The sequence below is a fragment of the Methanofollis tationis genome (assembly GCF_013377755.1).
Lineage (GTDB): Archaea > Halobacteriota > Methanomicrobia > Methanomicrobiales > Methanofollaceae > Methanofollis > Methanofollis tationis.
Genome location: NZ_JABXWR010000001.1, coordinates 1857027 through 1882571 on the forward strand (window position 1 = coordinate 1857027; position 25545 = coordinate 1882571).

Annotated in this window: 20 protein-coding genes and 1 pseudogene; 13 read left to right on the forward strand and 8 right to left on the reverse strand. The window is 59.6% G+C overall.

The window, feature by feature from the left end:
* Positions 1 to 51 precede the first annotated feature (51 nt).
* A complete protein-coding gene (gene hisD / locus HWN36_RS09705; protein WP_176789152.1) occupies positions 52 to 1308 on the forward strand; it encodes a histidinol dehydrogenase in 1257 nt (418 codons plus the stop codon).
* A 444-nt stretch (positions 1309 to 1752) separates the two neighbouring features.
* Here the strand turns inward: hisD and HWN36_RS09710 are convergent, their stop codons facing one another.
* From HWN36_RS09710 to HWN36_RS09730, 5 genes are all read right to left on the reverse strand, one after another.
* Positions 1753 to 2715 carry an HD domain-containing protein gene (locus HWN36_RS09710; protein ID WP_176789153.1) on the reverse strand — a complete coding sequence of 321 codons (963 nt, stop codon included), beginning with the start codon at positions 2713 to 2715 and terminating at the stop codon, positions 1753 to 1755.
* A gap of 39 nt (positions 2716 to 2754) precedes the next feature.
* Positions 2755 to 4032: a BREX system ATP-binding protein BrxD gene (brxD, locus tag HWN36_RS09715; protein WP_176789154.1), complete on the reverse strand. Its 1278-nt coding sequence runs from the start codon at positions 4030 to 4032 to the stop codon at positions 2755 to 2757.
* Between the two features lie 4 nt (positions 4033 to 4036).
* Positions 4037 to 5815 (reverse strand): tetratricopeptide repeat protein, encoded by a 1779-nt coding sequence (locus tag HWN36_RS09720; RefSeq protein ID WP_176789155.1) that lies wholly within the window; start codon positions 5813 to 5815, stop codon positions 4037 to 4039.
* 51 nt (positions 5816 to 5866) lie between these two features.
* A complete protein-coding gene (locus HWN36_RS09725; RefSeq protein WP_176789156.1) occupies positions 5867 to 11428 on the reverse strand; it encodes a PAS domain S-box protein in 5562 nt (1853 codons plus the stop codon).
* Positions 11429 to 11621: 193 nt separating this feature from the next.
* Positions 11622 to 12137 (reverse strand): DJ-1/PfpI/YhbO family deglycase/protease, encoded by a 516-nt coding sequence (locus tag HWN36_RS09730; RefSeq protein WP_176789157.1) that lies wholly within the window; start codon positions 12135 to 12137, stop codon positions 11622 to 11624.
* A gap of 49 nt (positions 12138 to 12186) precedes the next feature.
* Between HWN36_RS09730 and HWN36_RS12170 the strand changes: the two genes are divergently transcribed.
* The 9 genes from HWN36_RS12170 (at position 12187) to HWN36_RS09770 (ending at position 20127) form a co-directional block, all read left to right on the forward strand.
* Positions 12187 to 12312: a hypothetical protein gene (locus HWN36_RS12170; RefSeq protein WP_281361657.1), complete on the forward strand. Its 126-nt coding sequence runs from the start codon at positions 12187 to 12189 to the stop codon at positions 12310 to 12312.
* 88 nt (positions 12313 to 12400) lie between these two features.
* Positions 12401 to 13528 carry an IS256 family transposase gene (locus tag HWN36_RS09735; RefSeq protein WP_176787296.1) on the forward strand — a complete coding sequence of 376 codons (1128 nt, stop codon included), beginning with the start codon at positions 12401 to 12403 and terminating at the stop codon, positions 13526 to 13528.
* Between the two features lie 223 nt (positions 13529 to 13751).
* Complete coding sequence (locus HWN36_RS09740) at positions 13752 to 14165, forward strand: PaaI family thioesterase (RefSeq protein WP_176789158.1); 414 nt, start codon at positions 13752 to 13754, stop codon at positions 14163 to 14165.
* Between the two features lie 144 nt (positions 14166 to 14309).
* Complete coding sequence (locus tag HWN36_RS09745; protein ID WP_176789159.1) at positions 14310 to 15899, forward strand: CTP synthase; 1590 nt, start codon at positions 14310 to 14312, stop codon at positions 15897 to 15899.
* A 5-nt stretch (positions 15900 to 15904) separates the two neighbouring features.
* Positions 15905 to 16822, forward strand: a complete 918-nt coding sequence (gene guaA, locus HWN36_RS09750) for a glutamine-hydrolyzing GMP synthase (protein ID WP_004039784.1) — start codon at positions 15905 to 15907, stop codon at positions 16820 to 16822.
* Positions 16823 to 16849: 27 nt separating this feature from the next.
* Complete coding sequence (locus tag HWN36_RS09755) at positions 16850 to 17986, forward strand: aspartate aminotransferase family protein (RefSeq protein ID WP_176789160.1); 1137 nt, start codon at positions 16850 to 16852, stop codon at positions 17984 to 17986.
* Complete coding sequence (gene hisC / locus HWN36_RS09760; RefSeq protein WP_176789161.1) at positions 17970 to 19028, forward strand: histidinol-phosphate transaminase; 1059 nt, start codon at positions 17970 to 17972, stop codon at positions 19026 to 19028. The genes HWN36_RS09755 and hisC overlap by 17 nt, the downstream gene beginning before the upstream one ends.
* Positions 19025 to 19537 (forward strand): adenylate kinase family protein, encoded by a 513-nt coding sequence (locus HWN36_RS09765; RefSeq protein ID WP_176789162.1) that lies wholly within the window; start codon positions 19025 to 19027, stop codon positions 19535 to 19537. The genes hisC and HWN36_RS09765 overlap by 4 nt, the downstream gene beginning before the upstream one ends.
* On the forward strand, positions 19534 to 20127 hold the full coding sequence (locus tag HWN36_RS09770) for a CDP-alcohol phosphatidyltransferase family protein (RefSeq protein WP_176789163.1): 594 nt from the start codon (positions 19534 to 19536) through the stop codon (positions 20125 to 20127). The genes HWN36_RS09765 and HWN36_RS09770 overlap by 4 nt, the downstream gene beginning before the upstream one ends.
* A 937-nt stretch (positions 20128 to 21064) precedes the next feature.
* Here the strand turns inward: HWN36_RS09770 and fen are convergent.
* A complete protein-coding gene (gene fen / locus HWN36_RS09775) occupies positions 21065 to 22066 on the reverse strand; it encodes a flap endonuclease-1 (protein ID WP_176789164.1) in 1002 nt (333 codons plus the stop codon).
* Positions 22067 to 22084: 18 nt separating this feature from the next.
* Positions 22085 to 22399, reverse strand: a complete 315-nt coding sequence (locus HWN36_RS09780) for a hypothetical protein (RefSeq protein WP_176789165.1) — start codon at positions 22397 to 22399, stop codon at positions 22085 to 22087.
* A 143-nt stretch (positions 22400 to 22542) separates the two neighbouring features.
* Here HWN36_RS09780 and HWN36_RS09785 point away from each other — a divergent pair.
* Positions 22543 to 23277, forward strand: a pseudogene (locus HWN36_RS09785) (presenilin family intramembrane aspartyl protease PSH); the annotation flags it as partial.
* Here the strand turns inward: HWN36_RS09785 and HWN36_RS09790 are convergent.
* The gene (locus HWN36_RS09790; RefSeq protein WP_176789166.1) at positions 23218 to 24276 is read right to left on the reverse strand and encodes a GTPase; all 1059 of its coding nucleotides are present in this window, start codon (positions 24274 to 24276) and stop codon (positions 23218 to 23220) included. The pseudogene HWN36_RS09785 and the gene HWN36_RS09790 overlap by 60 nt on opposite strands.
* Positions 24277 to 24323: 47 nt before the next feature.
* Between HWN36_RS09790 and HWN36_RS09795 the strand changes: the two genes are divergently transcribed.
* Complete coding sequence (locus HWN36_RS09795; protein ID WP_176789167.1) at positions 24324 to 25202, forward strand: CBS domain-containing protein; 879 nt, start codon at positions 24324 to 24326, stop codon at positions 25200 to 25202.
* A gap of 131 nt (positions 25203 to 25333) precedes the next feature.
* Positions 25334 to 25543 (forward strand): histone family protein, encoded by a 210-nt coding sequence (locus HWN36_RS09800; protein WP_004039764.1) that lies wholly within the window; start codon positions 25334 to 25336, stop codon positions 25541 to 25543.
* Positions 25544 to 25545 lie beyond the last annotated feature (2 nt).

Here is a 25545-nt window from a genome sequence, read left to right on the forward strand (position 1 = left end):
AACTCCTGCCATGGCAAGTCTTAATGGTGCCGCCACCAACCTATCTGCACCATGTGGAAGGCGCTGGATATTGAGGAATGGCAGGAGCGGCGGCGCTCAGACCTTGCAGGCGTGAGCGCGGCCGTCGCTGCGATCGTCGAGGGTGTGCGGAAAGACGGCGACGAAGCGCTCTACCGGTTCACGAAAGAGTTCGACCGGATCGATCTCGAAGACCTCGCCATCACCCCGGAAGAGTTCGAGGGGGCGTACGAGGAGGTGGAAGACTCCCTGATCGAGAGCCTCGCCGAAGCCGAGGCGCATATCAGGAGGTTCCACGAGCTCCAGCGCAACCGTTCGCTCTGGCTTGAGGAGGTGGAGCCCGGCGTCATCGTCGGCGTCAAGACCACCCCGCTCGACCGGATCGGCGCCTATGTCCCGGGCGGACGGGCGGCCTACCCCTCGACGGCCCTGATGACCACGGTTCCGGCACAGGTGGCCGGTGTCCCTGAGATCTGCGTCTGCACCCCGCCGCCGGTCCACCCCCTCACCCTTGTCGCCCTTGACATCGCCGGCGTGGACGAGTGCTACCGCGTCGGCGGCGCCCAGGCGATCGCTGCGATGGCCCTCGGGACCGAGAGTATCGATCAGGTCCAGAAGATCGTCGGACCCGGCAACGTCTATGTCACCGCCGCGAAGATGATGCTGCGTGAGCATGCCGAGATCGACTTCCCGGCCGGCCCCTCGGAGATCGGCATCCTGGCCGACGGAACGGCTGACCCGGCCTTCGTCGCCGCGGATATCCTTGCCCAGGCCGAGCACGATCCCCATGCCGGATGCATTCTCATCACCACCGACCCGGCGCTGCCCGCAAAGGTCGGCACCGAGATCAAAGGCCAGATGAAGAACGCCCCGCGCCGCTCGATCATTGAGGCGGCCCTCGGGAACTCGGGGTATGTCGTCACCGCCGATCTCGACGAGGCGATCACTGCCATGGACGATGTCGCCCCGGAGCATCTCTCCATCCAGGTTGCCGACCCGCTCTCGGCCCTCAACGCCGTCCACAACGCCGGTTCGATCTTCGTCGGGCCGTATACCGCCGTCGCATTCGGCGACTATGCCTCGGGGACCAACCACGTCCTTCCCACGGCAGGCTTCGCCCGGGTCTTCTCAGGTCTTGACGTCCACCACTTCTGCAAGACCTCCTCGGTCCAGATGATCGACAGGGAAGGCCTTGAATGGCTTGGCGGGGTCGTCGAGACGCTTGCCACCGCCGAGGGGCTCCATGCCCATGGGGAGTCGGTCAGGATCCGCAGGCGGAAAAAAGACTGAATACTTTTTTTGCTCTTCACCCCCAGGGCTTCTTTTCTTCGCGGCTTCGCGTGAACGAACGGTTGATCGGCGTGCCGGGTATAGCCCCTTGTAGATCCCGTGTTGCCTTCCTGCCCCAAATCGTGTGCAGGGGTCCGGGGGTGCAACCCCCGGCGCGGGGATCCGGAGATGACCGTGGATCGGTGCGCCTGAGCGGGGGCCGGCCGCCCCACTGACCCCCTGCCCATTGCGATTTGGGGTGCTGGGTGTAGCCCCTTCTGGCTATTGTGCTGCTTTCCTGGTCCAATCGTGTGCGGAAGGTCAGGGGGTACAACCGGAGGCAGTACGTTCCAACGTGAGCGATCAGGGAAAAGGCACGTCAGAGAATGATCCTAAGGGTGAAATCAGGAGAGAGCCGTACCCTGGCTGCATCTCCTGTCCGCACGCACAGGGGACGAACGCCGCTCAGAACCGCCACACCGGCCCGCCGGACTTTCTGCCGGTCCGCGTCCCTGACCCGGGCTCGAGCGCGGCCTGATCGTCCGCCACCTCGCGCAGCGTGGCGCTTGCATAGTCGGCGATGTGGACGGTCCATGCCTCTGGTGTCTGGCAGGCCACCTCGCCGTGGGGGCCGTGGTGCGACTGGACGATGTGCGTGAGGTGCGAGAAGAGGGCGGGTGGGAGGCGGGATCTGAACCGCTCCAGGTAGGTGACGCCGAGGCTGATATGCCCGACCAGGTCGTACTCGGGCCGCGCAACAAAGCACAGGCCTGATCGTTCGAAGGAGAACGCCTTGCCGATGTCGTGGAGGAGCGCGCCGGCGATGATCAGGTCCCGGTTGGATCCGAGATCGATGGCGTCGCACCCGGCCGCTGCAATCCTCGCCGTCTCAAGAGTGTGCTCGGCAAGCCCGCCCGGGTATTCATGATGCCGCCCTTTCGCTGCAGGTTTCTCGAAAAAACCGTCTGCACCCGAGATCGCTTCCAGCACCACGTCTTTCAGGGCGGGATCGGCGATCGTTGCGATCAGGTCCAGGACCCCGCGTTTCAGGGCGTCAATGTCAGTATTCATCCTGACAAAATCTGCCGGTTCGATCGTTGATTCCGGGACCGGCTGCCCCAGGTACTCGACGCCCTCATTCACGCTGATCTGCAGGGAACTATTAAAGGCAGAGACCTTTCCTGATATGCGAAACACCCTGCCCACTTCGAGGGCTGCGCAGGCTTCAAGCAGCGTTTCGCCGCAGGTTGCCGTTCCCCAGATAGTGCAGGGCGCCGTCCCGGAGCGGTCGGCGAGGATGGCGAAAATATAGGGGTTTCCATCTTTCTTCCGCTTTACTTCTCGCCTCAGGACGAGGAAGAGATCGTCGACGCGGTCCCCGTCGGCGATCTCTGAAAGATAGACCTGTTTATTCCTGGCGTCGGTCATCAGAAGAGATGGGAGCCGCGGGCTATAAACGCCCTCCCTTTACAACTCGACCTCGAGGAATACCTCTTCCTCTTCCCGCAGTTCTCCCTTCACCTTCCCGGCGTCGAAGGCATAGGCCGAAGACGGGTCATAGTCCGGGTAGAGTTCGCACTTGTCCAGGATGTCCACGAACTCCCGGAGGAAGATCCTCGGGATCACATCGACGCGCCCGCCGAAGCGCGAGGTGATCCGGTCGATCATCGACCTGATAAACCGGTGGGAAATCCGGCTCCGGTCCACCGGGGATGCGGCGTCGGCGTAGATGCCGGAGACGTTCAGGGCCGCTTCCTCCAGTTTGTCCATGTCGAATGGCCGCAGAACGATCTGCGCCTGCAGTGGGTTTGCGACGCCGTCGGTGCCGACCACCCGCAGGCGGTCGTACAGCGGCGGGAGCGACCTGATCCCCTTCGAGCCCTCGAAGAAGGCCGGCGTGCCGGTGAAGAGGAAGTAACAGTGGGGCATCTCCCCGCGGTCGACGGCGTCGACGATCTGGCGGAGGTTGTTATACCCCTTCTCGCGGAGGTTCGAAGGCAGGGCCTGCACGGTCTCGACCTCGTCGACGGCGACGGCAATCCCGGCGTATCCGGCCGCCCTGACGATCCGCACGATCCCCTGCAGGAAGACAAAAGCCGATATGTCGTCCACCTCCCCCTTCACACCGGCCGCCCGCCTGAAGTCCCGGCCGATATGGGGTTCGCCCGAAAGCCAGCCGAGCGCCGCCTGGGCGAGGGGAAAGTCCCCGGCGTTGTTCGCCGTATAATAGACGCGCAATGCGGCAGCAAGGGCCGGGTTCACCGTCGATATGTCGGCGAGCGCTGCCTCGATCCGCGCCACCGTTCCTGCTTCGAGGGCCTCGTCCTCCTCGGCAGCGCCCTCTACCTCGATGATCCGCTCCTCGATGGAGAAGATCCAGTTGTCCACGATCTCCTTGAGGGCGTGTTCGTGCTCGGCCGTCCGCAGGGAGGAGAGGATGCGGAAGTACAGGGCGCTGAGTTTGTGGAGCGGCGTGTCCCCGGAGATCATCACATGGGCTGTCGCAAACCCCTTACTCCGGGCGATTTCGAGGGCGCGCGCCACCAGAAATGTCTTTCCGCTCCCGTATTCCCCGCGGACGAACTTTACGTCGGCCCCGCCGGAGGCTGTATAGTCGAGCTGCCCACCGATCACCCGCTCTTCCACCGCAAGACCGACAGCAAGCCGTTCAAGCCCGGACGCCGGAACGGTTCCCCTTCTGAGGGCGTTGATGATCCCGATGCTTTCTGCTTTGTTTCCGTCCATCGCTTCACTTCCCGCAGTAGATATAGACCTCGCCGTGCTCTCCCATCCCTCTCTTCTCGATGAGCGTGACACCGGCGTCGGAGGCTTTTCTGATCAGGCGGTTAATCGCTCCGCTCACCCGGCGCGTGCCGAGCACCTTGCGGAGTTCCTCCTCATTGCTCTCGCGGTGCTGCCGTAAAAAGGCGACGAGTGCCTCTTCCCGCTCGTCCAGTCCGAGATCGGGCGCTGTCTCCTCCAAAGGCCCGGAAGGTTTCGTGTTTCGGAGAGGGAGGGCCGGCCTCTCGGCGACGGTCGCCTCCTTGCAGCGCCTGATCAGGTCGAAGAATATTTCCGGGTTCTTCCGCGCCATATCAAGGCCGCGGAGTGAGCACTCCTTGCATCTGGCATACTCCCCGACTGAAAACGCCTCTTCTGCCGCGCGGAGATATATGCGTGCAAAGACCTCGATCCCGCCCGGTCCAAGCGACCTGACGGCGGCGGAGAAGCGGTCGATGAGGGCATCGATCAACCGGCGCATACCCTTCCAGTCGGTGCCGGCGTCGATGACCGCTTCGGCCACCCTCACCAGGTCTGCGTCCCGTTTAATATTGGAGAGGATGTGCATGAGCACCTTCTCGTACTCACGCATCTCCCCCTGCCCGGCGAGGAACCGGGCGTATTCGATGCCGCCGTTGAGGAAGTCAAGCCGGTATGCGCGGTACAGCCACTCCGCAGCCTCGGTCGTCTGCCCGAAAGAGGCATAGAACAGTCCTGTCCTGATGAGGCTGACCACGTTTGCGTCAGACGAGACCGTGGCCAGGTAACACGGGGGGACGGTCGTAGGGTTTAATGTCTTTCTTAAAAATCCCTCATATGCTTCGATCACCATGCCCAGGCTTTCCGGATCGTCCATACGGTGCATCTCCTCTCCGATCAGCCCTTCGTAGCCCTGCCGGGCGAGGTCGGTGCTTCCGGTGGCGGCGATGAGTTCGCAGGCCACAAGCTGGTAGATCGGGTGGGGGTTCCGGGCGATGAGCGCCTCGCACCTTTCCAGCGCTTCCCTGCAGTGTCCCTCCGACTTTAAGAGGAGGACGTGGTCGAAGGCGAGGTCGTCGTCCGGGCAGTCTTTTAAGAAGTGGGGGAAGAGTTTCAATGCGCCCTTCCTGTCGAATGCCGCCACGGCGGCAAGGTACTGGCGCAGAAACGTCGGATCCCTTCTCTCCCTGAAGGCGTTGATCGACGCTGCCGCGGCTTCCCGGTGGCGGCCGGCCACCATCAGGGCGTCGATATAATCCACGTCGGCCCCTGTGCCCCCGAGAAGTTCCTCATATGCGAGAAGCGCCTCTTCTCCCTCTCCCGCCTCGATCAGACTGCGCACCAGCGCTATGGCATCCTCGCGCTTTCCCGAGAGGCGGGCAAGCGCCGAGAGCAGGGGGATGGCCGAGCGGTGATCGCCGGAGCCGGTGAAATAGGCCGAGTAGGCGCGAAGCGCCTCTTCGTTTCCTGGATCGAGCTGGATTGCCTCTGCATACTCTGCAATTGCGCCGTCTGCACCCCTGGCGGCGAGCACCCCGCCGAGAAAGCTGTGAAGATAGGAAGACTCAGGCATTTTCACCAGGAGATCTCGCACCTGTGCCTCTGCTTCTTCGTATTCGCCGAGCGAGACAAGGTTTTTGGCGACGAGGATGGCAAGAGAGGCGTCCCCTGGCGTCCTGGTGCACACCCTGATCGACTCCTGGTACCGCCCCTCTTCATAGAGGGCAAACGCCTCCTTCCGGGGATCATCTGATGGTTCGTCTGTCATTCGCGCAAGGACACATGTACTCCCCGGCGCAATAAGGATGATGAAAAAAGTTCAGATGGAGAGTACTTCCTGGAGCACTCTGCCCAGTTCATGGACCATATAGGGCTTGCAGATGCTTGCGGCAAACCCATATTTCTCAGGTTTTCTGATGATCGGATCGTTCAGGTAACCGCTCGACACCACGACCTTTATCGCTGGATCCCGTTCTTTGAGGCGTTCCAGCGTCTCGAGACCACCCATTTTGCCTGGAACCGTGAGATCCAGGATCACGCCGTCAAAGTGCTTTCCTGCCTCCAGCGCCTCTTCAAAGCGCTTCACGGCCTCTTCGCCGTCCTTTGCTGTCGTGACGGTATAGCCGAGATATCTGAGGATGTCGCTCGTGGTGTCAAGGATTCCTGCCTCGTCATCCATCAGGAGAATCGATCCCATCCCGGTCGAAGGAACCGTTTCTGGCTTGGCCTTCACATCTATACCGTTTGCCGATGCTGGCAGATAAAGGAGGAAGTTCGTACCCTCCCCGGGTGTGGAGGCGACGTCAAGCCAGCCCCCATGGTTCTTGATAATCGGCAGGGCCACGGCGAGACCGAGGCCGGTGCCGTGCTCCTTGGTGGTGAAGTAGGGATCGAAGATCCGCCCCAGGTACTCGGGCTGGATGCCGGTGCCATGGTCATGCACGGTGACCCTTACATAGGCGCCTGCTGGCAGGGGAATGGGGTCGTCCCCTGCTACCTCGAAAGGCGCGGCGGCGACCGTCACCAGCCCCCCTCCGGGCATCGCCTGTTCGGCGTTGACGATCAGGGCCTGGAGCACCTGGAGTATCTGGGCGGCGTCGACGTACACCGGCATCGCCGCGGCTTCGAGATCGAGTCTGCACCTGCTCTTCGAGCCGCGCAGAGAGTAGGAGGCCGCTTCATGGATGAGGTCGGCCATGTCGATCGTCTCTTTTTCAGGCGTGGAGCGGTCTGAGAAACTGAAGAGCTGCTTTGTGATCTCCCCGGCGCGCGCCGTGGCAGTCTCGGCATCGCTCAGACGGTGGTATATGAAATCATCAGGCGCGACCTTCATCTTGGCCAGATTCAGGTTGCCCATGATCGAGGTTAAGGCGTTGTTGAAGTCGTGGGCGATCCCGCCGGCAAGATCTGAGAGAGAGAGAAGTTTTTCTGTTCTGACAAACTCTTCCTCAGCAATCTTCACCTCGGTTATGTCTCTCCCGATCGCCTGGTACTCGGCGATCGACCCGTCAGATGCGGGGATGGCGCGGACACTCCACTGGTGCCAGCGCTCTTTCTGGCTGTCGCGTCTGACCTTCCCCTCAATCCTGACTATCTGCCCGCTTTGCAATGAACCACTCTCAAGAGAAGCGAGCAGGTCGTCAAAACCGGCAGGCAGAATATCTCTGAAGGATCCCGGGGATGTTTTGAGGCCGAACGAACGGGAGAACGCTGCGTTCCTGAAGGTCATCTGCAGGTCTGGCCCGAAGCGGCAGATCCATTCGGTCTGATCCTCGACGACGGCGCGGTAGCGTGCCTCGCTCTCTCTGATCGCCCTCTCCATCCGCCGCCGTATGGTGACGTCCTGTGCGATGTGAACCGCGCCGATGGGCTGGCCAGCGGCGTCCTCCAGGATCCGTGCCCCCCACTGGAGGATCTTCTCGTCGCCGTTTCTTGCGCGGATCCTCGCCTCGAAACTCTCAACCTGCCCCTCTTTTTTGAGTTCTGTCAGTATCGTCGAGATCATATGCTGGCCGTTCTCATCTTCGGGCACAAGGAGACTCCAGACTCTGTCGCCGCCCACCACATCGTCCCTGACATAACCGCTGATCTCCTCGGCGGCACGGTTCCACACTGTCACGTTCCCGTCCAGATCGGTGACGGTGAGCAGCATGGTGGTGTTCTCGATGACACGCTCCCTGAAGGTGCTGAGCGCCCGGATTTCCTCTTCCGCACGTTTTCGTTCGGTCACTTCGGCCCTGAGCCTTTCGTTTGACTCGGTCAGTTTCTCTGTGCGTTCAATCACAAGTTCTTCAAGATGACCGCGGTAGCGCGCCAGCTCCTCCTCGATCTCGACTTTCTCGGTGATGTCAACGAAGGAGAGCATGATACAGAGGGGATCGTTCTCTTCGTCGGAGACCATGCTCGCTGCAACGCTTGCATTGAATTTTTTTCCTCCTTTCTTTTTGCCGACGAGTTCTCCCATCCATCCGCCGTCCTGATCGATCTTCTCCAGGATCCTGGCGATCTTCTTCTTTGGCAGCCAGAAGCGATCGAGCGGTTTTCCTATCACCCTTTTGATGTCGTCATATTCCCAGAGCCTCAGAGCCGAATTATTGGCAAAGACGAGGTCGCCTTCAAGATCGATGATGATGATCGCATTGATGGACGAGGTGATCGCGCTGTCCATCACCCTGAGCGCCTCTTCGATCCGCTTCCTCTCAGAGATGTCGATCGCAGAGCCGATCACCTCAGAGGGGTTCCCGTCCTCGTCCCGGAGAAGTTTCACTTCTGAGTGGAGCCACCGATATTTCCCGTCTTTGTGTCTGATCCGGTATTCCAGCGTCAGGCGCCCCTCATCCGGGAGCGTTGAAACCTCCTCTTCCAGGATACGCTGCCGGTCTGAGGGGTGTATTCGGCCCGTCCAGAACGACGAATCATAGATCACCTCCTGCGGCTCGTAGCCGAGCAGCGCCGTGATGTTTTCGGTGACAAACGTGATCGGGCCCATGCCGCCCTCTCCGTTTGGTGGGACCTCAGAGGCGTAGATCACGACCGGGCTTGAGGAGAGGATGTGCTTGAGATGGGAGCGCTCGGACTCTAATTCGGTTTCAAGCTGCCGCCGCTGGAGTACGACTGATGAGAGGTGGGCAAAGGTCTCGATCGTCGATATCTTCTCTATCTGGATCTCGTTTTTCTGGAAAAGGATCACACACCCGAAGAGCGTCTCACCCCGTGCAATTCCGATCGCTGCATAGTGACCCTGGCCCCCTCGGACAAACGTCCGGGCAAGCGACCATGCAGGGCTGCCGAGGGTGCTGGATACCGTTCCTTCACTCAACGGGATCAGCATCCCTCCTTTTAACTCGACCTTTACCTCTTCAGGGAGAGCGAGTCTCATCCCTTTGATGCTCCGTGAAAGAGAGTACAGGCGCGGGTTTTCATCCTCATCGACACCTGAAATCGCCCTCAGATAGAGGGCGTCGTCCACCTCATCATAATCTGCCACAAATACGAGTGTCTCATCCAGGATCTCGCAGAGATGTTCGCTGATAAACCGATAGATCTCCTCTTCGGGCGGGAGCTCGACAAAACTCATCGCCGCACTGGAGAGAAAAGAAAGTTCGCTGACGTACCTGATCTCCCGTTCTTCAGCGTTTTTTCTCTCGCTGATCTCGCGCATCACGCCCATCAGGCCGACCTCAGATCCGTTCTCCTCTTTGAGGGCGTTGATCTGTACTTCCATCCAGATCCCCTCTCCGTCGGCCCGGATCGCCTCCACCTCCAGCACCTGTGATGCCGCCGACTCATCGGGGCTGATTGGTGCGAGGATCCCCTGTACGGCATCTGAGAAGACGGACGAAGATTGAGGGCTCAAAAATTCTGTGATCGGGTGATTGATCACTCCTGCGGCCGGTCTCCCGATAAGCCGCTCAAAGGAGGGACTGACGTAGGTGAAGGTGAGGTCAGGACCCAACGTGAATATGATGTCGGTTGCATTCTCCGCAATCAACCGGTAGCGCTGCTCGCTCTCCCGAAGTTCGAACTCGGTCTCTTTCTTCGCCGTTATGTCGAGCAGAGAGATCACCGACCGCTCGGTTCCCGGGATCAGGGAGACGTTGACCACCACGTCTCGTGACATGCCGTCCCCGGCGATCACCCTGCACTCGTAGGTCGAAGGGACACTGCCCGGATCGGCACGCCTGAGTTCGTGGTATTTTCTGATCCGTGAGCGTTCTTCTTCAGGGACAAGGGCCGTCCATTCGATCCCCTTCTGGATATCTTCGGGCTTCAGGTTGAAAAACCGATGAAACTCCTGGTTTGCCGTGACCACCCTGAGGGAGCGTTCAAGCATGAAGGAAGCCGTGCCAGTGGTCTCAAAAACGGTCAGATAGGATTGTTCCTGAGATTTTGCTGCTTTATTTGCAATATTTCTGCTGAGGTATCCTGATACCGCTTCAACGATCGCTTTAAGGACATCGGCCTGGGCTGCGGTTTCGCCCGCGTCTCTGGTGATGTGAAAGACCATTTCGCCTGCAGGCGCCCTGCGTCCGAGCAGGAAGACTGCCTTTTCCCCTTCTTCCGCCCCTGCAGAGACGGTAAAGCCCTCCTCTACCTGGATGCTGACTCCCTGGATCCACGGCACATCGCTGCAGATCGTCGCCGCCGCACCTGATAGGAGCACTTTTTCTGATGTTTCTTCGTCCTGCAAGAGTTGCAGCAGCGCTTTGAGGCACCGGATCTCGCCCCGGGCAGAACGTGCCCTCCCCACAGAGGGCGTGTTCCCGGAGCGCGTGCTGACCCTGTCGCCTGTAGGGCGGGCGATCCACAGAAATCCGTCAGGGCGTTCTTCTCTGTCTTTCACAGGGGAGATCTGCACGACAAATGGGAGCGTCTCTCCTCTGGATGCCGACAGCGAGAGGTGGCATGCGCACTCCACCGAAAGAAACTGGCCTGAGGTGATGGCCTGACGAGCCCGGGATACCGCCTCCCTCTCGGCGGGAGAGACGACGGAAAGGATCGCCGTACCCTGCAGTTCTTCGGGAACGATGCCGGTCATATGCTGGTATGTCCCGTCGAAAGACACGATCATGCCGTTTTTATCTTCTCTGAGTATCAACGACTCTTCGTTCTGTGTCGGGTTCTGAACGCCCGTTTCTATACTTCTGCCGCCCGGGGCATGCCAGGACCATTCAAGCTCGGAGAGGATACCCTCATCGTCAAAAAGACCGTATACTCTCCACTCTCCCCGCTCCTCCTGGATTCTGGTTTCCGGCATTGACGGTGTGAGGGTGGCCAGGCGCTGTCCGAGATCTCCGACGATGGATGGGGATATGAGGTCAGCAATGGTGCTTGATCCTGTTCTGACCCCGAACAATCGTTGAAACGGCTCGTCCGCTGAGACGATCGCCAGATTGGGAGTGGTCCTGCATCCGGGAAGGCCATGGGTGGCGGTGAGCGCTTCGTTGAGTTGTCTGGAGATATGGAGTGCAGCTTCAACTTCCTTTGTCCGGGAAAGGTTCCTGAAAAGGTCGATTCTGGAGCCCTTCAGGGGGCCGTGCCTGACGATCTCGCTGGAGTAGGCGATCCACCTGATCTTCTCTCCCCGCATCGCCCACTCCAGTCCTCCCGCGTCGCGCCCCTTTCGATAAATGGCCTCAATTTTTGTTATGAAGCCTTCGGGGTTCTGGAAGAGTGGAGCTATTTCAGACTCGATCACTTCGATGGCATCTCTTCCGATGAACGCTTCGGGTGAAAGGCCGTAATCCTCCCTGAACACCTCGTTGACATAGATAACCACGCCCTCGTGATCGATCAGCAGCACACCGTCGCTGGCCGGGTCAATGGCCTGGTGCAGGTGTGCGATCTCCTGATTGCGAATGTTCAGTTTTGAACTCTCCAAGGCATATCCGCTCCCACGTCCCGTTTAATTTCATAATCAACAAGACATATATTTGTTATGGAATAATCAAGAATTGCATCAGAGATACATTTCGTTAAAAAAATATCGCCTGCCATGATATCAGTAAAGGGTATTTTTCCCTCCCCTGTGCGTGCGTGGGAAGGTATGGCGCCCCTGAAGGCAAAAAAAAAGATCAAATGGAGAGAAGATCTATAATCGCTTTTGCAAAGTTTTCTGATGCAGACGGCCCGTTTGCCGTCACGATCCTGCCGTCAGTCACCACATCATTGTCCACCTGTGTCGCCCCGCCCCGCTTCATCTCAATCGTGGAGCCCGGACTGCAAAATACTGTTGCCTTTCTCCCTGAAAGAATGCCGGCCCGTGCAAGAACGACCGGAGATAGGCAGATCGCCGCGACAACTTTTCCGGCAGAGGCGAAGGACCGCACAAGAGTGACCAGATCGCTGTTCCCCCAGAGATGGTCCTGAGAACCGATTCCGCCGGCGATGACGATGCCGTCGTAATCGTCTGGAGATATCGCCATAAAGGGCACTGACGCCTCCACCGAGGCCCCGAGCATCCCTTCGCAGGTACCCGCGCGGGTCGATGCGATCACCGTCTCAATGCCGGCATCTGCAAAGAGGCGCAGAGGGATCAGCACCTCTTCATCCCGAAATTTGTCCGGCGCGATTGCACATACGATCTTCATAGCAGTAGGTGGGTGACCGCGCCGGATAACAGTATCTTCACCGGTGATCATGAAGGTGGGGGCCGAGTGCGGTGTCCGGCCTGTATTTCTCCGCGATACCGAGTGCGGTCTCCCTGAGGCTCTGGTGGTCGGCAAGACAGGCGGCGGGAGGGGGCTGCTGCCTGAGGATCTGTGAAGTGTTCTCGGGACAGTGTAACGAATCTTCTGTAAAAATAATTTGGCCCTGAATCCAACCTAGATTTGCAGAAAGGAGAAACAGGGCCATGGATCCCTTAGCGTTAATCGAAGATTATCTTTCCGATAATGAGAATGGCATGAAGACCCTCATCACCTGGTTCCTCAACCAGGTGATGCTGCTCGAAGCCCTCCACCAGGCGGGAGCCGAGCAGTATGAACGAACCGATGCGCGGAAGGCTCACCGAAACGGCTACAAGAAGCGATCTCTGAAAACCCGATATGGAGAAACGATCCTCCAGAAACCGCAGTTCCGAGAATTTCCCTTCGAAACACAGGTATTTGGACGCTATTCCCGGGTTGAGAAGGCTCTTGAGAATGCTATCTTTGAATCCTACCTTCAGGGAGTCTCAACCCGCCGGATCCAGGAGATTGTTGCTCATTTTGGCATCGAACAACTCTCTCCTGCTTCAGTATCCAGGATAGCAAAGGACCTCGATGAACAGGTCCATGCATTCCTTCAGAGGCCTATTGAACAGGAGATTCCCTATCTCTTTGTGGATGCTTCGTACTACAAAGTCAGAGAGGGACCACGCTACATCACCAAAGCTCTTCTGGTGATCGCCGGTGTTCGAATGGATGGCTACCGCGAAATCCTGGGAGCCAGAATCACTGATTGCGAGAATGAGATGTTCTGGTCGGGATTGTTCGAAGACCTCAAAGAACGAGGATTGGTGGGTGTCAAGATGGTTGTCTCAGATGGTCATGCCGGGATCCAGAAGGCGGCGGAAGCCACCTTCCTCGGCGCATCGTGGCAGATGTGCTCGGTCCATTGCACCCGGGCGGTTTTAAAGAATATTCCACGGAAACATCAGAAAGAAGTTGCTGAGTCCTTGAAGGAGGCATATGGGGACGAGGAGAGACTGCAGGAGCTTGCAGACGATCTGAACGAACGAGGATATCGGAAAGCGGCCAATACGATCGAGAGATTCATCCCGGGACTTATGAGTTACACGGCGTTCCCGAAAGAGCACGCAAAGCGGATCCGAACGACGAACATGATGGAAAGAGTCAACAAGGAACTGAAACGGAGAACCAAAGTTGTAGGGGCCTTTCCCAATGAAGAGTCACTCCTCAGGCTGGCAGGATCCATCCTGATGGACATCAATGAGGAGTGGGTGACCGGCAGAAGATATTTGACGATGGAGGGGGAATGATCAAACAAGGAGACAGGGCTCAGACGAATTACAGAAGATCTGAAACACTACCGTTCTCGGTGATCTGGATCAGTTCGGTTGTGATCACGGCGTTGAGCCAGATGAGATCTTTTAGCATCTCTTTTTCCTCGTTGTCCATGAAAGATTCCACAACGCAGGACCATAAAGGCGTTTCTCCTGCAGAAAGCAACAATTATGCCGGAGCCGGATAAAATACCTGAGTATGGGATATCTGGAGGAACTATCTGCAAAGGGGCAGAAAGCAAACCCATTTTTTGTCATGATGGGGATTGAGCCGATCTCCTTCGGCGATGGGGCGGCCGTTCTGTCGATGCAGGTGAGGCCCGATATGCTGAACGGCGACGGCTGGCTGCAGGGCGGCGTCTATACGGCGCTTGTGGACGAAGCAATGGCCCTTGCTCTCATTACCGTGCTGGGAGAGGGGGAGCGTATCGCCACCATCTCTGAGGCGACGTCGTTCCTCTCGGGCGTTCAGGACGGGATGATCTGTGCGTCCGGCCGCGTGATCCGCAAAGGCAGGTCTGTCGCTTTTGCAGAGGGGGAAGTTACCCGCGACGACGGACGGGTGCTGGCCAGGACAACAGCGTCCTTTGCTGTTCTGCAGCCCGGCAGATAGGAGAGGCCGGTCCCTGCTCAGGTAAATGCCCTGAAATGGCTGGTTCTGGACAGATGCCCTATCCAATCTGCCAACCCCCTCCCGAACAACTATAATCCACCGGTGAGATATATTTCAGCAGACGATGATCCGCGGGGAATTGTTTTGAAGTATATATTTGTTACTGGCGGCGTAATGAGCGGCCTTGGCAAGGGGATTACGGCGGCTTCGATGGGAAGGATCCTCAAAAACCGTGGTTATCAGGTCACGGCGATCAAGATCGATCCCTATCTCAACATTGATGCCGGCACGATGAATCCTGCACAGCACGGCGAGGTCTTCGTCCTCAACGACGGCGGCGAGGTCGACCTCGATCTTGGCAACTACGAGCGATTTCTCGATATCGAACTCACCCGGTCTCATAACATCACCACAGGGAAGATCTATCGCAGCGTCATAGAAAAAGAGCGGCGGGGCGATTTCCTCGGGAGTACCGTCCAGATTATCCCGCATATCACCGACGAGATCAAGAGCTGCATCACGAGGACTGCGGAGGCGTTCGAGAACAACGGCCATAAGGCCGAGGTCTGCCTCGTGGAGGTCGGCGGGACGGTCGGCGACATCGAGAGCATGCCCTTCCTTGAGGCGGTGCGGCAGATGCGGGGTGAGTTCCCCCAGCACGACACCGCGCTTGTCCATGTGACCCTGGTGCCGGCCGATACGATGGGCGACCTCAAGACGAAGCCGACCCAGCACTCGGTGAAGGCCCTGCGCGAACTCGGTCTGCGGCCGGACATGATCGTCTGCAGGAGCGACCGCGTCCTGCCGGTGCACTCGCGCAAGAAGATCTCCGAGTTCTGCGACGTGCCGCTCAATGCGGTGATCAGTGCTGCAGATGCCCCGGACATCTATCAGGTGCCGATGGAGCTTGAGAAGGAAGGGGCGGCAAACGTCATTCTCGATCTGCTCGGGCTTGAAAAGCGCGGTGTGGATACCGAGTGGTACCGGACAGTGACGGCGGAGTACACGAGCCGGGTGACGATCGGGCTGGTCACAAAGTACGGGGTCGAAGACGTCTATCTCTCCATCAAAGAGGCGCTGAAACACGCGGGCCGCGCCCTCTCCACCGAGGTGCAGATCAGGTGGCTGGACGCGGAGACCTATAACGCCGAAGATCTCAGCGAGGTCGACGGCGTCCTGATCCCGGGCGGCTTCGGGATAAGGGGCATTCCCGGCAAGATCCGGGCGATCCAGTACGCCCGGGAGCACCAGGTCCCCTTCCTCGGGATCTGCCTCGGGTTCCAGATGGCGGTGGTCGAGTACGCCCGTGACGTTCTTGGTTGCCTGGACGCAATATCTGAGGAATTCGGACCGGGAACGCATGTGATCGCCATCCTGCCCGAACAGGAGGAGGTGATCAACCTCGGCGGCACGATGCGCCTTGGCGGCTATCCGATCGAGGTGGCCCCGGAGACGATGGCCATGAACCTGTACGGCAGCGGCGAGATTACAGAGCGGCACCGCCACCGGTATGAGGTGAACCCGGATTATATCGGCAAGCTCGAAACTGCAGGTCTCGTATTCTCCGGGAAGAACGGTAACAGGATGGAGATTCTGGAAATATCCGGACATCCGTTCTTCTTTGCGACCCAGTTCCATCCCGAGTTCAGGTCGCGGCCGACGCGGCCGTCTCCGCCCTATCTCGGCTTTGTAAATGCATGCAGGGAGAACAAGAACCGGCGGAACCAGAGGTGATCAGTATGGTAAAAGTTGAAGCGTTCATCGAGAGTGCAATCGAGGAGATCCGGCGCGAGGCAGGCGACGAGAAGGTCGTTGTCGCCCTTTCGGGCGGTGTCGACTCGTCGGTCTGTGCCATGCTTGCGGCCCGTGCGATCGGGAAGAATCTCATTCCTATTTACGTCGACACCGGGCTGATGCGGAAAGGAGAGAGTGAGCGGATCTGCGAACTCTTCTGTGACATCGGGGTAAAACGGGTCAACGCAGCCGAAGAATTTTTTGCGGCGCTGAAGGGCATCGTCGACCCGGAGGAGAAACGGAAAGCGATTGGAGAGCGTTTCGTCAGGATATTCGAGCGGGAGGCGAAGGCGACCGGGGCGAAGTTCCTTCTCCAGGGGACGATCTATCCTGACCGGATCGAGAGCGAGGGCGGGATCAAGAGCCACCACAATGTTGGCGGGATGCCCATCGACATGATGTTCCAGAAGGTAATCGAGCCGCTCCGCGACCTGTACAAAGACGAGGTGCGCGAGGTCGCCGGGGGCGTCGGGCTGCCGCTGGAGATCCAGCACCGGATGCCCTTCCCGGGTCCGGGGCTTGCGGTCAGAGTGCTTGGCGAGGTGACGCCCGAGGCGATCGCCGTCGTGCGCGAGGCGAATGCGATCGTCGAGGAGGAACTTGTCGAGGCCTACCGTCCCTGGCAGTGCTTTGCCGCCCTTCTCGGGCGGGGCACCGGCGTCAAGGGCGACATCCGCTGTTTCGGCTGGGTCGTTGCCGTCAGGGCGGTGAACTCCAGGGACGGCATGACCGCTGATCCCCTCGAACTGCCGTTTACGGTCCTTGGTGAGATCGCCGGACGGATCACCTCCGAGATCGCAGAGGTCTCGCGGGTCGTCTATGACGTTACGCCCAAGCCCCCCGCAACGATTGAATATGAGTAAATGATTGTATTCCGAGATGATGACAGGATGGAATTAACACAGGACTACCGCGCACTGGACGCCCGCTATTATATGCCCGCGTTCAGCCGCACCATGAAGATCGTGCGCGGGATGGGCGCACGCGTCTGGGACGCCGAAGGCAGGGAATATATCGACTGTGTGGCCGGCATTGCCGTCTGCAGCACCGGCCACTGCCACCCGGCCGTGGTGAAGGCAATCTGCGACCAGGCGCACGACCTGATCCACTGCTCGAACCTCTACTATGTCCCCCACCAGGCCGAGTTTGCCGAGAAGATCGTCGAGATATCGGGCCTTGCCGGAGGGAAGACGTTCTTCTCGAACTCCGGCGCCGAGGCGAACGAGGGCGCGATCAAACTCGCCCGCCTCGCAACCGGAAAGAAAAAATTCGTGGCGTTTACCCATGGCTTCCACGGCCGGACGCTCGCTTCCCTTGCCGTCACCCATAAACCCGCCATACGCGAGCCCTTCGAGCCCCTTGAGCCGAAATGCACTTTTGTGGACTATGGGGACGTGGAGGCGCTGAAGCGGGCAGTGGACGACGACACCGCCGGCGTCTTCGTGGAGGCGATCCAGGGCGAGGCCGGTGTTTTGCCCGCACCCGGGGGTTTCTTTGAGGAACTCAGGGAGATCTGCGATCAGAAAGGCGCACTGATGATCGCTGATGAGGTCCAGACCGGGATGGGCAGGACCGGACGGTGGTTTGCCTACCAGCACACCAGCGTTGCCCCTGATATTATCACGATGGCAAAGGGGATTGCATCAGGTTTCCCCATGGGTGCACTCGTCGCCCGCGAGGGGCTTGAGTTCAAGAAGAGCGAGCACGGCAGCACCTTTGCCGGCGGCCCCCTCGCCTGCGCCGCGGGCCGGGCGACCGTCAGGGTGATCGAGGAGATCCTGCCGTCCATACCTGCGAAGGCCGAACGGTTCAGGGCCGGACTTGCCGCCCATAACCCGCGGGTCTGCGGCCTGATGATCGGCGTCACCGTCGGTGAAAGGTGCGCGGAGGCGGCGGCGTACTGCGCCGAGCACGGCGTTCTGGTGAACTGCGCCGCGGACGGCAATCTCCGCCTGGTGCCACCCCTTGTGATCACCGATGAGGAGATCGACACCGCCGTCGGGGTCATCAATGAAGCGCTTCGTTAGGCAGGCCTATACCGGTGAGGGCGGCTATGTCTTTGCAAAGAGCCCGGAAGAGATCGCCCGGTTGAGCGGTCTCTCCCGCGTTGCCCGCCTTGCAAGCAACGAGAACCCCTTCCCACCCCTGTCGTCGGTTGTCGAGGCCGGTCTTTGTGCTCTCCGGGAGGGAAACCGCTACCCGGAGGCGCGGCCGGCCGCCCTGATCGATGCCCTGCGGCGGCACCATGGGGACTACTCCTTCATCATCGGGAACGGGATGGACGGGGTGATTGAGACTGTCGTCAGGACGGTCGTCGATCCGGGAGACCGCGTCGTCGTCTCCACGCCGACGTTTTCGTTCTACGGTCTTGCAGCGGAGGCGCAGGGCGGCGTGGTCGTCACCGCGCCGCGGGAGGCGGACTTCTCCGTCGATACCGGCTCCTTTGTGGATTCCTGCCGTGGGGCGAAGATCGCCTTTCTCTGCTCGCCGAACAATCCGACCGGCAACGCCCTTCCTGTGGAGGCGGTCAGGGAGATCCTGGATGGGATCGACTGCCTGCTCTTCCTCGACAACGCCTATGTCGAGTTCTCGGGGATCGACTACCGTCCCCTGATGGACGAGTACGACACCCTGATCGAGGGGCGCACGATGTCGAAGGCCTACTCCCTGGCCGGTCTCAGGTTCGGCTACGCCTTTGTTCCCGACGCCCTGCTGCCGTACCTGAACCGGGCGGCGACGCCTTTTTCCGTGAACACGGTCGCCCTTGCGGCGGCCGGGGCAGCGCTGGCCGAGGGCGGGCACATCGATCGGACCGTTGCCCATGTGCGGCTGTGGCGGGAGCGTTTCTTCGCCGGGATCGATCGTTCCGTCGCCCCTTCGGACGCGAACTTCGTCCTCATCGACGTGGCGCCGATGACCGGGGACGAAGCGACGGCTCGGCTCGCTGAAAAAGGTGTGATCGTCCGGTCGTGCAGAAGTTTTTCCGGGCTGGCCGACCACTATATCAGGGTGAGCATCGGTTCAGATCAGGAAAACGAAATTTTCCTCGAAGAGATCAACAGACTATGATGACGGTGGTGACCGGGACGCCGGGGACGGGAAAGAGCACGGTGGCTGAGGAACTCGAGCGCCGGGGCTGGACGGTAGTGCGTGCGGCCGAAACAGTCGGCCCCTTCGTCCTGGGTGACGATCCTGATAGGGACACCCGTGTCGTCGACGAGGAGGCGTGGGTGCGCTCCTTTGCACCGGTGGACGGCATCGTCGAGGGTCACCTCGCCCATCTCCTCCCTTCGGACCGCGCCGTGGTGCTGCGCTGCAGGCCTGACGTCCTGGAAGTTCGCCTGCAGGCGCGGGGGTATGCCCGGGCGAAGGTCCGGGAGAATGCCGATGCCGAGGCCCTCGACGTCATCCTTGTCGAGACGCTGGAGGTCCACCCGCAGGAGACGGTGCTGGAGATCGATACGACCGATATCTCTCCTGCAGAGACTGCGGACCTGGTCGAGGGCTTTATCAGGGGGACGGTCCCGCCGTCCTCGGGTTCTTTCGACTGGTCGGCATACCTGATGGAGGGGCTGTGACCCTCGACCGCTTCCGCCCGTATGTGGGCGGTCTGCTTGACCCGGCGATCCGCCTCTCGGTCAGGCTCAGGATTACCCCGAACGTCTACTCGGTCGGGGCGCTGGTCGCCGCTTTCGCCGCCGGGGTCGCCTTCTACGAGGGGCAGATCGGGCTTGCTGTGCTGTTCGTGGCGATAAACGCCGTGTTTGACGCTATCGACGGCGCTCTGGCGCGGGAACTGAAAGTCGCAAGCCTCCGCGGCGATTTCATCGACCATGTCTCTGACCGCTATGCCGATATCGTCATGATCACCGGGATCTTTGCGGGCGGCGCCGCTTCCTGGGAGATCGGGGTCTTCGCCCTTACCGGGGTGCTGATGTCCTCCTATATGGGGACGCAGGCACAGGCCCTCGGTGTCGGTCGCTACTACGGAGGCGTGCTCGGCAGGGCCGACCGTCTGGTTCTCATCCTGCTGGCCGGCCTCCTCGACCTGATCGTGGCGGCGCCGATCTTCGGCCTCCCGTACCTCGGCTGGATCCTCGTTTTCTTCGGGGTGTTCGGCCACTATACCGCCCTCCAGAGGATCGCGTATATCTGGCGGCGGATCTGATCCCGAACTTTTTTTAGGCTCATCGATCTTTCGCGCGGGTTGTTTCCTCATGGTCTCCCGGGTCATTCTCTGGCGTACCCTTATCAGGATCCGCCCCGGACGACATATTCTGCCCCCGGGTGCGGGTGTGCTGATCCAACTACCTTCCCAACGTTGCCCGCCGGGGGTTGCACCTCATTGGAGCGGATTGGCCCGGGAAGGAACCCCCGATATCCCAACGTGCGTGGCCCTTTTCTCTCCCTGTCGCAGGTTGGCAGGGCAACTGGCCTCCCGGCACCGGCATGTCGATCACGTGCCTTCTCCGCATTCTTGGCCGGGGGTTGCACCCACGGACCCCCCCGCACACGATTGAACTGGGAAGGCAGCACAGGAGCCTGAATGGCCACTCCCATCTCTCCCCCTAATTGCAGGTCTATGGGGCAGCGGGCCCCCAGAAACCGGCACGCCGATCAACCCGTCGAGATGTTCGTCCTGAGATACTCCCCGCCTCTAAAAATCACGCTCTTTCGTGCATGATTCTCCGGGTCGCCTGAGCAGGGTCAGATGAAGGTGTCATGGCTACCCACACAAAGGAGCGAAGAGCCTTGTTTTATCTAAAAATCGGCTTTCTGGTTGAAATCCTATTCTGGGGTTCTTGAACCCGGGGACTGCTGCCCCCGGACCCCCGCCCAGGATAGGCGGGGATATGGCCCCCCGGACGTCCTGTTCGCTCTTCCCGGGGCCCATCCGCTCCAATGGGGTGAAACCCCCGGCAGACAGTATGGGGAAGGCGGGGGATCCACGCTCTCTCCCTGCGATTACAGGAGATACGTCAAACTCGGTATGAGGTTCTCAACAAAGCCTAAAAGTCTCAAGAAAATAACCTGGAGAGGGTGTGCACTGTTCTGCCTCTCTCCTGGTTGGCAGGATGATCGGAAGAAGGGGTCCGTGCCTCCGTTCAGAACCAGTCTCCAAGCGTCTTCTGCCCGGTTTTCATTCCGATCTTCTGGAGGCCGGCGTCCACCCGCGCTTCGGAGAAAGCGTACTCACCACAGAGCATGGCGACGACCCCGTCCCTGTCCGGCTCCCGCCAGTCAAGGCAGTAGTCCCCGGTCACTGGCGGGTTTAAGAAAAACGCTCGCACCGGCTCAGGGTCGAAATCGGGCGCCCTCTCTCGAATCGTCTCCTGGAACTTCCCGCCCCTGACGATCTTCAGGGCCGTCTTCGCCCCGACTCCCCTGATCCCGGTGTTGAAGTCGGTCCCGATCAGGATGCCGACCTCGACAAGTTCCTCCAGGGAGAGCCCGAGCCCGGCGAGTACCGCGGCAAGGTCGATCCGCTCGGGCCGCACCGTCACCGAGCGCCCCCGCACCTTCCGCTTCCCCGAGACTGTGAGGTTTCTGAGCAGGCGGGGCGCTCCAAAGAGCAGGGCGTCGTAGTCCTGCGAGGCAGCGGCACCGACATCGCCCTGCCGTGCCATGAACGCCGCCTGCGCCTCCCCCTCGCTCGGCGCCACCATCCAGGGGATCCCCATCAGGTCGAGCAGGCGCTTCGACGATGCGATCATCGCATCGTCAATCCGGGCCGAGGTGCGCGCCTGTTTATACGCCTCCTCGATATCGCCCCGTTCGACCGCCTCCTTCCACCGCTCCCCGGCGGCCTCTCTCACCCCCCGGCGCCTGGCGACCGTCTCTGTCTTTAAGTCCGGTGGGGCGCCGTCGAAGATATACGCCGGACGGATCCCCTTTTCGAGAAAGTTCAGGTTCCGGAAAAAGATCCCTGAGAGGTGCGAGGTGACCCGGCCCTCGCCGTCCATCAGCGGCGTGCCGTCAGGCTGCCTGATGATCGTGAGGAACTGGTACAGGGCGTTGAAGGCGTCCACCGCAACGGTGCCGCGCAGCTCTTCAAGCTCCACCTCCTCCCGGTATTCGCCGAGGATCTCCCTGAGTGCGACACCCATAGACGATCAAAAAGAGGTTTACCGGTACATCCTGCGGGTGATATCGTTCACCGTCGCATCGATGTGCTGGACCGTATTGTCATATTTCTGTGCCATTGTCCTGGAAATTTCCTCCAGATTCACCCGCATGGTGCGCTCCCGTGCAACGACGCTTGCGTCGAGCTGCTGGATCTTGTAATTGAGCGAGAGAAACAGCCCGCCAAGGGAGAGCATCATCAGGGTTGTCGCCACTGCCATGGTAAGATCCTGCCATACCCGCCAGACCAGGGTGAGGGTAGAGACGACAAGAATAATGGTGAGAACTACGTCCACAAGGACTTCACGGATCTCCATGCTTTTAGATGATAAGGAACCATTAATTAATCTAACGATATCAGAAGAGGTTTGAAATGGATATCAGGAATAACACACCCGTCCTGGCGATGCCTGCGATGCTCCTCGTCGTTGAGGTGATCGCAATCCTCCTCGCCCTCCCCATGCAGGAGGCCGGCGTCGCCGCCTTCGAAGACCCCACCTCGGTCGCGAACCCCTTCATCTTCATCGGCATGCTCCTCGTCTTCACCCTCATCATGCTCGCCCTGATTAAACTGGGGGGGAAGAAGGTGATCCTGGGGCTGATCGCCCTGTCCATCCTGTTCACCTTCTACTATGTCTTCTGGACGCTTTCCACCCTGCTCTTTGGCTTTTCGCTCACCGTTGGGGTCGCAGCTTTCGCCGTCGCCGTCCTTGCGACCGCTCTTCTCTTCCTGTACCCCGAGTGGTACGTCATCGACGGTCTTGGCCTCCTGATCGCAGGCGGGGTCGCCTCGATCTTTGGTATCTCCCTCTCGGTCCTGCCGGTGATCCTCCTCCTGGTGATGCTCGCCGTCTATGATGCCATCTCGGTCTACAAGACCGGGCATATGATCGCCCTTGCCGAGGGGATCATGGACCTCAAAACGCCGATCCTCTTTGTGATCCCGAAACGGAGGGATTACTCGTTCAGAACCGAAGGCGTGGAGATTTCAAAAGAGAAAGAGGAACGGGGAGCCTTCATCATGGGCATGGGAGATCTGATCATGCCCTCCATCCTCGTCGTCTCGGCGCAGGTCTTTCTGCCCGGGGCAAAGGTCTGGCTCCTCTCGGTACCGGCACTCGGTGCGATGGCCGGCTCAATCCTCGGGATGGTCCTCCTCATCCATTTCGTCCTCTCCGGAAGACCACAGGCCGGTCTCCCACCTCTCAACGGCGGCGCCATCCTCGGCTTCCTCGCCGGCTGCGTCCTTAGCGGGAGCTGGGGCTGGCTCGCGATACTGTGAGAGGATCAGGGCGAGGACCTCATCCACCCCTTCGCCGGTCGCCGTCGACATCGAAAGACCGTCCCCGCCTTTGATGTCAGCCTTGTTCGAGACGACGATCACCGGGACGCTCACCATCGCCCTGACCGTTTCGAGGAGACGGTACTGGTCCTCGATCGGATACCCGCAGTACTCGCTCGGGTCCAGGATAAAAAGGATCAGATGGGCCGAATTGACGACGGCCGAGATCGCCTGCTCTTCGATGGCGTTTCGCTCCTCTTCAGGCCGGTCCAGAAGTCCGGGCGTGTCCAGGAACTGGATTCTCTTGCGCCCCATGTAACGGTGGCCGAGGATCACCCCCTTCGTGGTGAAGGGATAGCATGCCACTTCAGGCTCGGCAGAGGAGACAAGCTTGATGAACGATGACTTGCCGACGTTCGGGTAGCCCGCGATCACCACCGTGAACTCGTCGTCCTTGACCTCGGGGAGTTTTCGCAGCACGTTGCGCACGTCGTTGAGGAACCGGAGATCTTTGTCGACCTGGTGGACGATCGAGGCGATCCTTGCCACGGCTTTCTTCCGCATGGCAGCGGTGTCCTCGGCCCACCGGATCCTCTTTCCGCCGTGCTCAAAACCCATTCTCTTGGTGTGCATTGCCGCCCAGCCTACGTTGCCCAGGGCCATTTTCAGCCGTTCGATCCCGAAGAGGGCCTCGACGGTGTCCCGATAAAAGGGTGTCTGGTCTTCGAAGATCGGAAAGGACTGGATGACGTGGACAAGGCGATCGTGCACGGCGCTTGAGACCGCTTTGACGAAATCCTCGTTTGCTCTGTTTTTGTTGGCCTTCAGCCGCATCTTCGCTGCGGCCCGCCGGAAACTTCTGTCCAGCACTTCATCTGCCGTTGGTACGGTTGGAATCCGCTCAAACTCCACAGCACCCACAACCCTGATATTTATAGAGGTTCATAAGATTCTCTACTATGGATTTGTCCCTCATCCAGAAAGAGATACTCATCACTCTCATCACCCTCTATCACCGGCACTCCCGCGCGATCAAGGGTGAGGAGATCGCGGATGTGCTCAAACGCAATCCGGGGACGGTCCGGAATCAGATGCAGTCGCTTAAGGCCCTCGAACTCGTCGACGGTGTTCCCGGTCCGAAAGGCGGTTACAACCCCTCGGAGAAGGCTTACCGGGAATTGCATGTCGCCGATTACGATCAGGGCTCTCATGTGACGATCTCCCGGAATGATGAGGAGGTTGAAGGGGCAAATGTTTCAGAGATCGATTTCACCACGCTCTGCCATCCCGATATCTGCCATGCCCTGATCAGGATCATCGGGAGCGTGAAGATCTTTGAGATCGGGGATGAGGTCACCATCGGACCCACGCCGGTGAACAAACTTCTCCTCAGGGGCGAAGTATTCGGCAAGGACGAGGTGAAGAGTTCTCTTCTCATCTCGATCAGCGAGATGATCTCGCTCCCCAAGAAATCGATCAGGCATTATATGAGCGCCCCTCTCATCTCCCTCCTGCCGGGTACCACCCTCAAGGAGGCAACCCACCTCTTTGCCAGAAGCCGTATCCATGGAGCACCCGTCATGGACGGGGAGAGGCTCCTTGGCATCGTCACCCTCACGGATCTTGCGAAAGCCTATGCAAAAGGGTTTCCGTCCACCACCCCGGTCAGCGAGGCGATGACCTCGGATGTAATCGAAGCAGACGCCGAAACTCATCTCTACGAGGTTATCCGGCGTTTTAAGGAGAGGGAGATCGGACGGCTGATCGTTGTCGATGACGGCAAACCTGTCGGAATCATTACGCAGTCCGACATCATTGGTGTCTTCCCCGCGCTATAAGGGGTACCATAACCGGCCGTACGCTGATCTGGGCACCCACAAATATAAATAGGGGTATCTCTATCTACAAATGTGTTCTTTCAATCCTCTGTCCCGGTATGGGTCATGATTGACAGGAGAGGTGATTGAAAATGGGCGAACTACCGATTGCACCTGTTGGCAGGATTATTAAAAATGCCGGCGCTGAGAGGGTGAGCGCCGACGGAAGCGAGGCTCTTGCTGTTCTTATGGAAGCGTATGGGACCGCGATGGCAAAAGAAGCGATTAAACTCACGCGTCATGCCGGGCGCAAGACCGTGAAGGCCGTCGATATCAAGATGGCAAATGAGATCCTTAAGTGAAC

What these genes read in the sequence shown, in the direction of transcription:
- hisD (WP_176789152.1), top strand. Translation starts at nt 52, where the DNA reads ATGTGGAAGGCGCTGGATATTGAGGAATGGCAGGAGCGGCGGCGCTCA.
- HWN36_RS09710 (WP_176789153.1), bottom strand. Translation starts at nt 2,715, where the DNA reads ATGACCGACGCCAGGAATAAACAGGTCTATCTTTCAGAGATCGCCGAC.
- brxD (WP_176789154.1), bottom strand. Translation starts at nt 4,032, where the DNA reads ATGGACGGAAACAAAGCAGAAAGCATCGGGATCATCAACGCCCTCAGA.
- HWN36_RS09720 (WP_176789155.1), bottom strand. Translation starts at nt 5,815, where the DNA reads ATGACAGACGAACCATCAGATGATCCCCGGAAGGAGGCGTTTGCCCTC.
- HWN36_RS09730 (WP_176789157.1), bottom strand. Translation starts at nt 12,137, where the DNA reads ATGAAGATCGTATGTGCAATCGCGCCGGACAAATTTCGGGATGAAGAG.
- HWN36_RS12170 (WP_281361657.1), top strand. Translation starts at nt 12,187, where the DNA reads ATGAAGGTGGGGGCCGAGTGCGGTGTCCGGCCTGTATTTCTCCGCGAT.
- HWN36_RS09735 (WP_176787296.1), top strand. Translation starts at nt 12,401, where the DNA reads ATGGATCCCTTAGCGTTAATCGAAGATTATCTTTCCGATAATGAGAAT.
- HWN36_RS09740 (WP_176789158.1), top strand. Translation starts at nt 13,752, where the DNA reads ATGGGATATCTGGAGGAACTATCTGCAAAGGGGCAGAAAGCAAACCCA.
- guaA (WP_004039784.1), top strand. Translation starts at nt 15,905, where the DNA reads ATGGTAAAAGTTGAAGCGTTCATCGAGAGTGCAATCGAGGAGATCCGG.
- HWN36_RS09755 (WP_176789160.1), top strand. Translation starts at nt 16,850, where the DNA reads ATGGAATTAACACAGGACTACCGCGCACTGGACGCCCGCTATTATATG.
- hisC (WP_176789161.1), top strand. Translation starts at nt 17,970, where the DNA reads ATGAAGCGCTTCGTTAGGCAGGCCTATACCGGTGAGGGCGGCTATGTC.
- HWN36_RS09765 (WP_176789162.1), top strand. Translation starts at nt 19,025, where the DNA reads ATGATGACGGTGGTGACCGGGACGCCGGGGACGGGAAAGAGCACGGTG.
- fen (WP_176789164.1), bottom strand. Translation starts at nt 22,066, where the DNA reads ATGGGTGTCGCACTCAGGGAGATCCTCGGCGAATACCGGGAGGAGGTG.
- HWN36_RS09780 (WP_176789165.1), bottom strand. Translation starts at nt 22,399, where the DNA reads ATGGAGATCCGTGAAGTCCTTGTGGACGTAGTTCTCACCATTATTCTT.
- HWN36_RS09795 (WP_176789167.1), top strand. Translation starts at nt 24,324, where the DNA reads ATGGATTTGTCCCTCATCCAGAAAGAGATACTCATCACTCTCATCACC.
- HWN36_RS09800 (WP_004039764.1), top strand. Translation starts at nt 25,334, where the DNA reads ATGGGCGAACTACCGATTGCACCTGTTGGCAGGATTATTAAAAATGCC.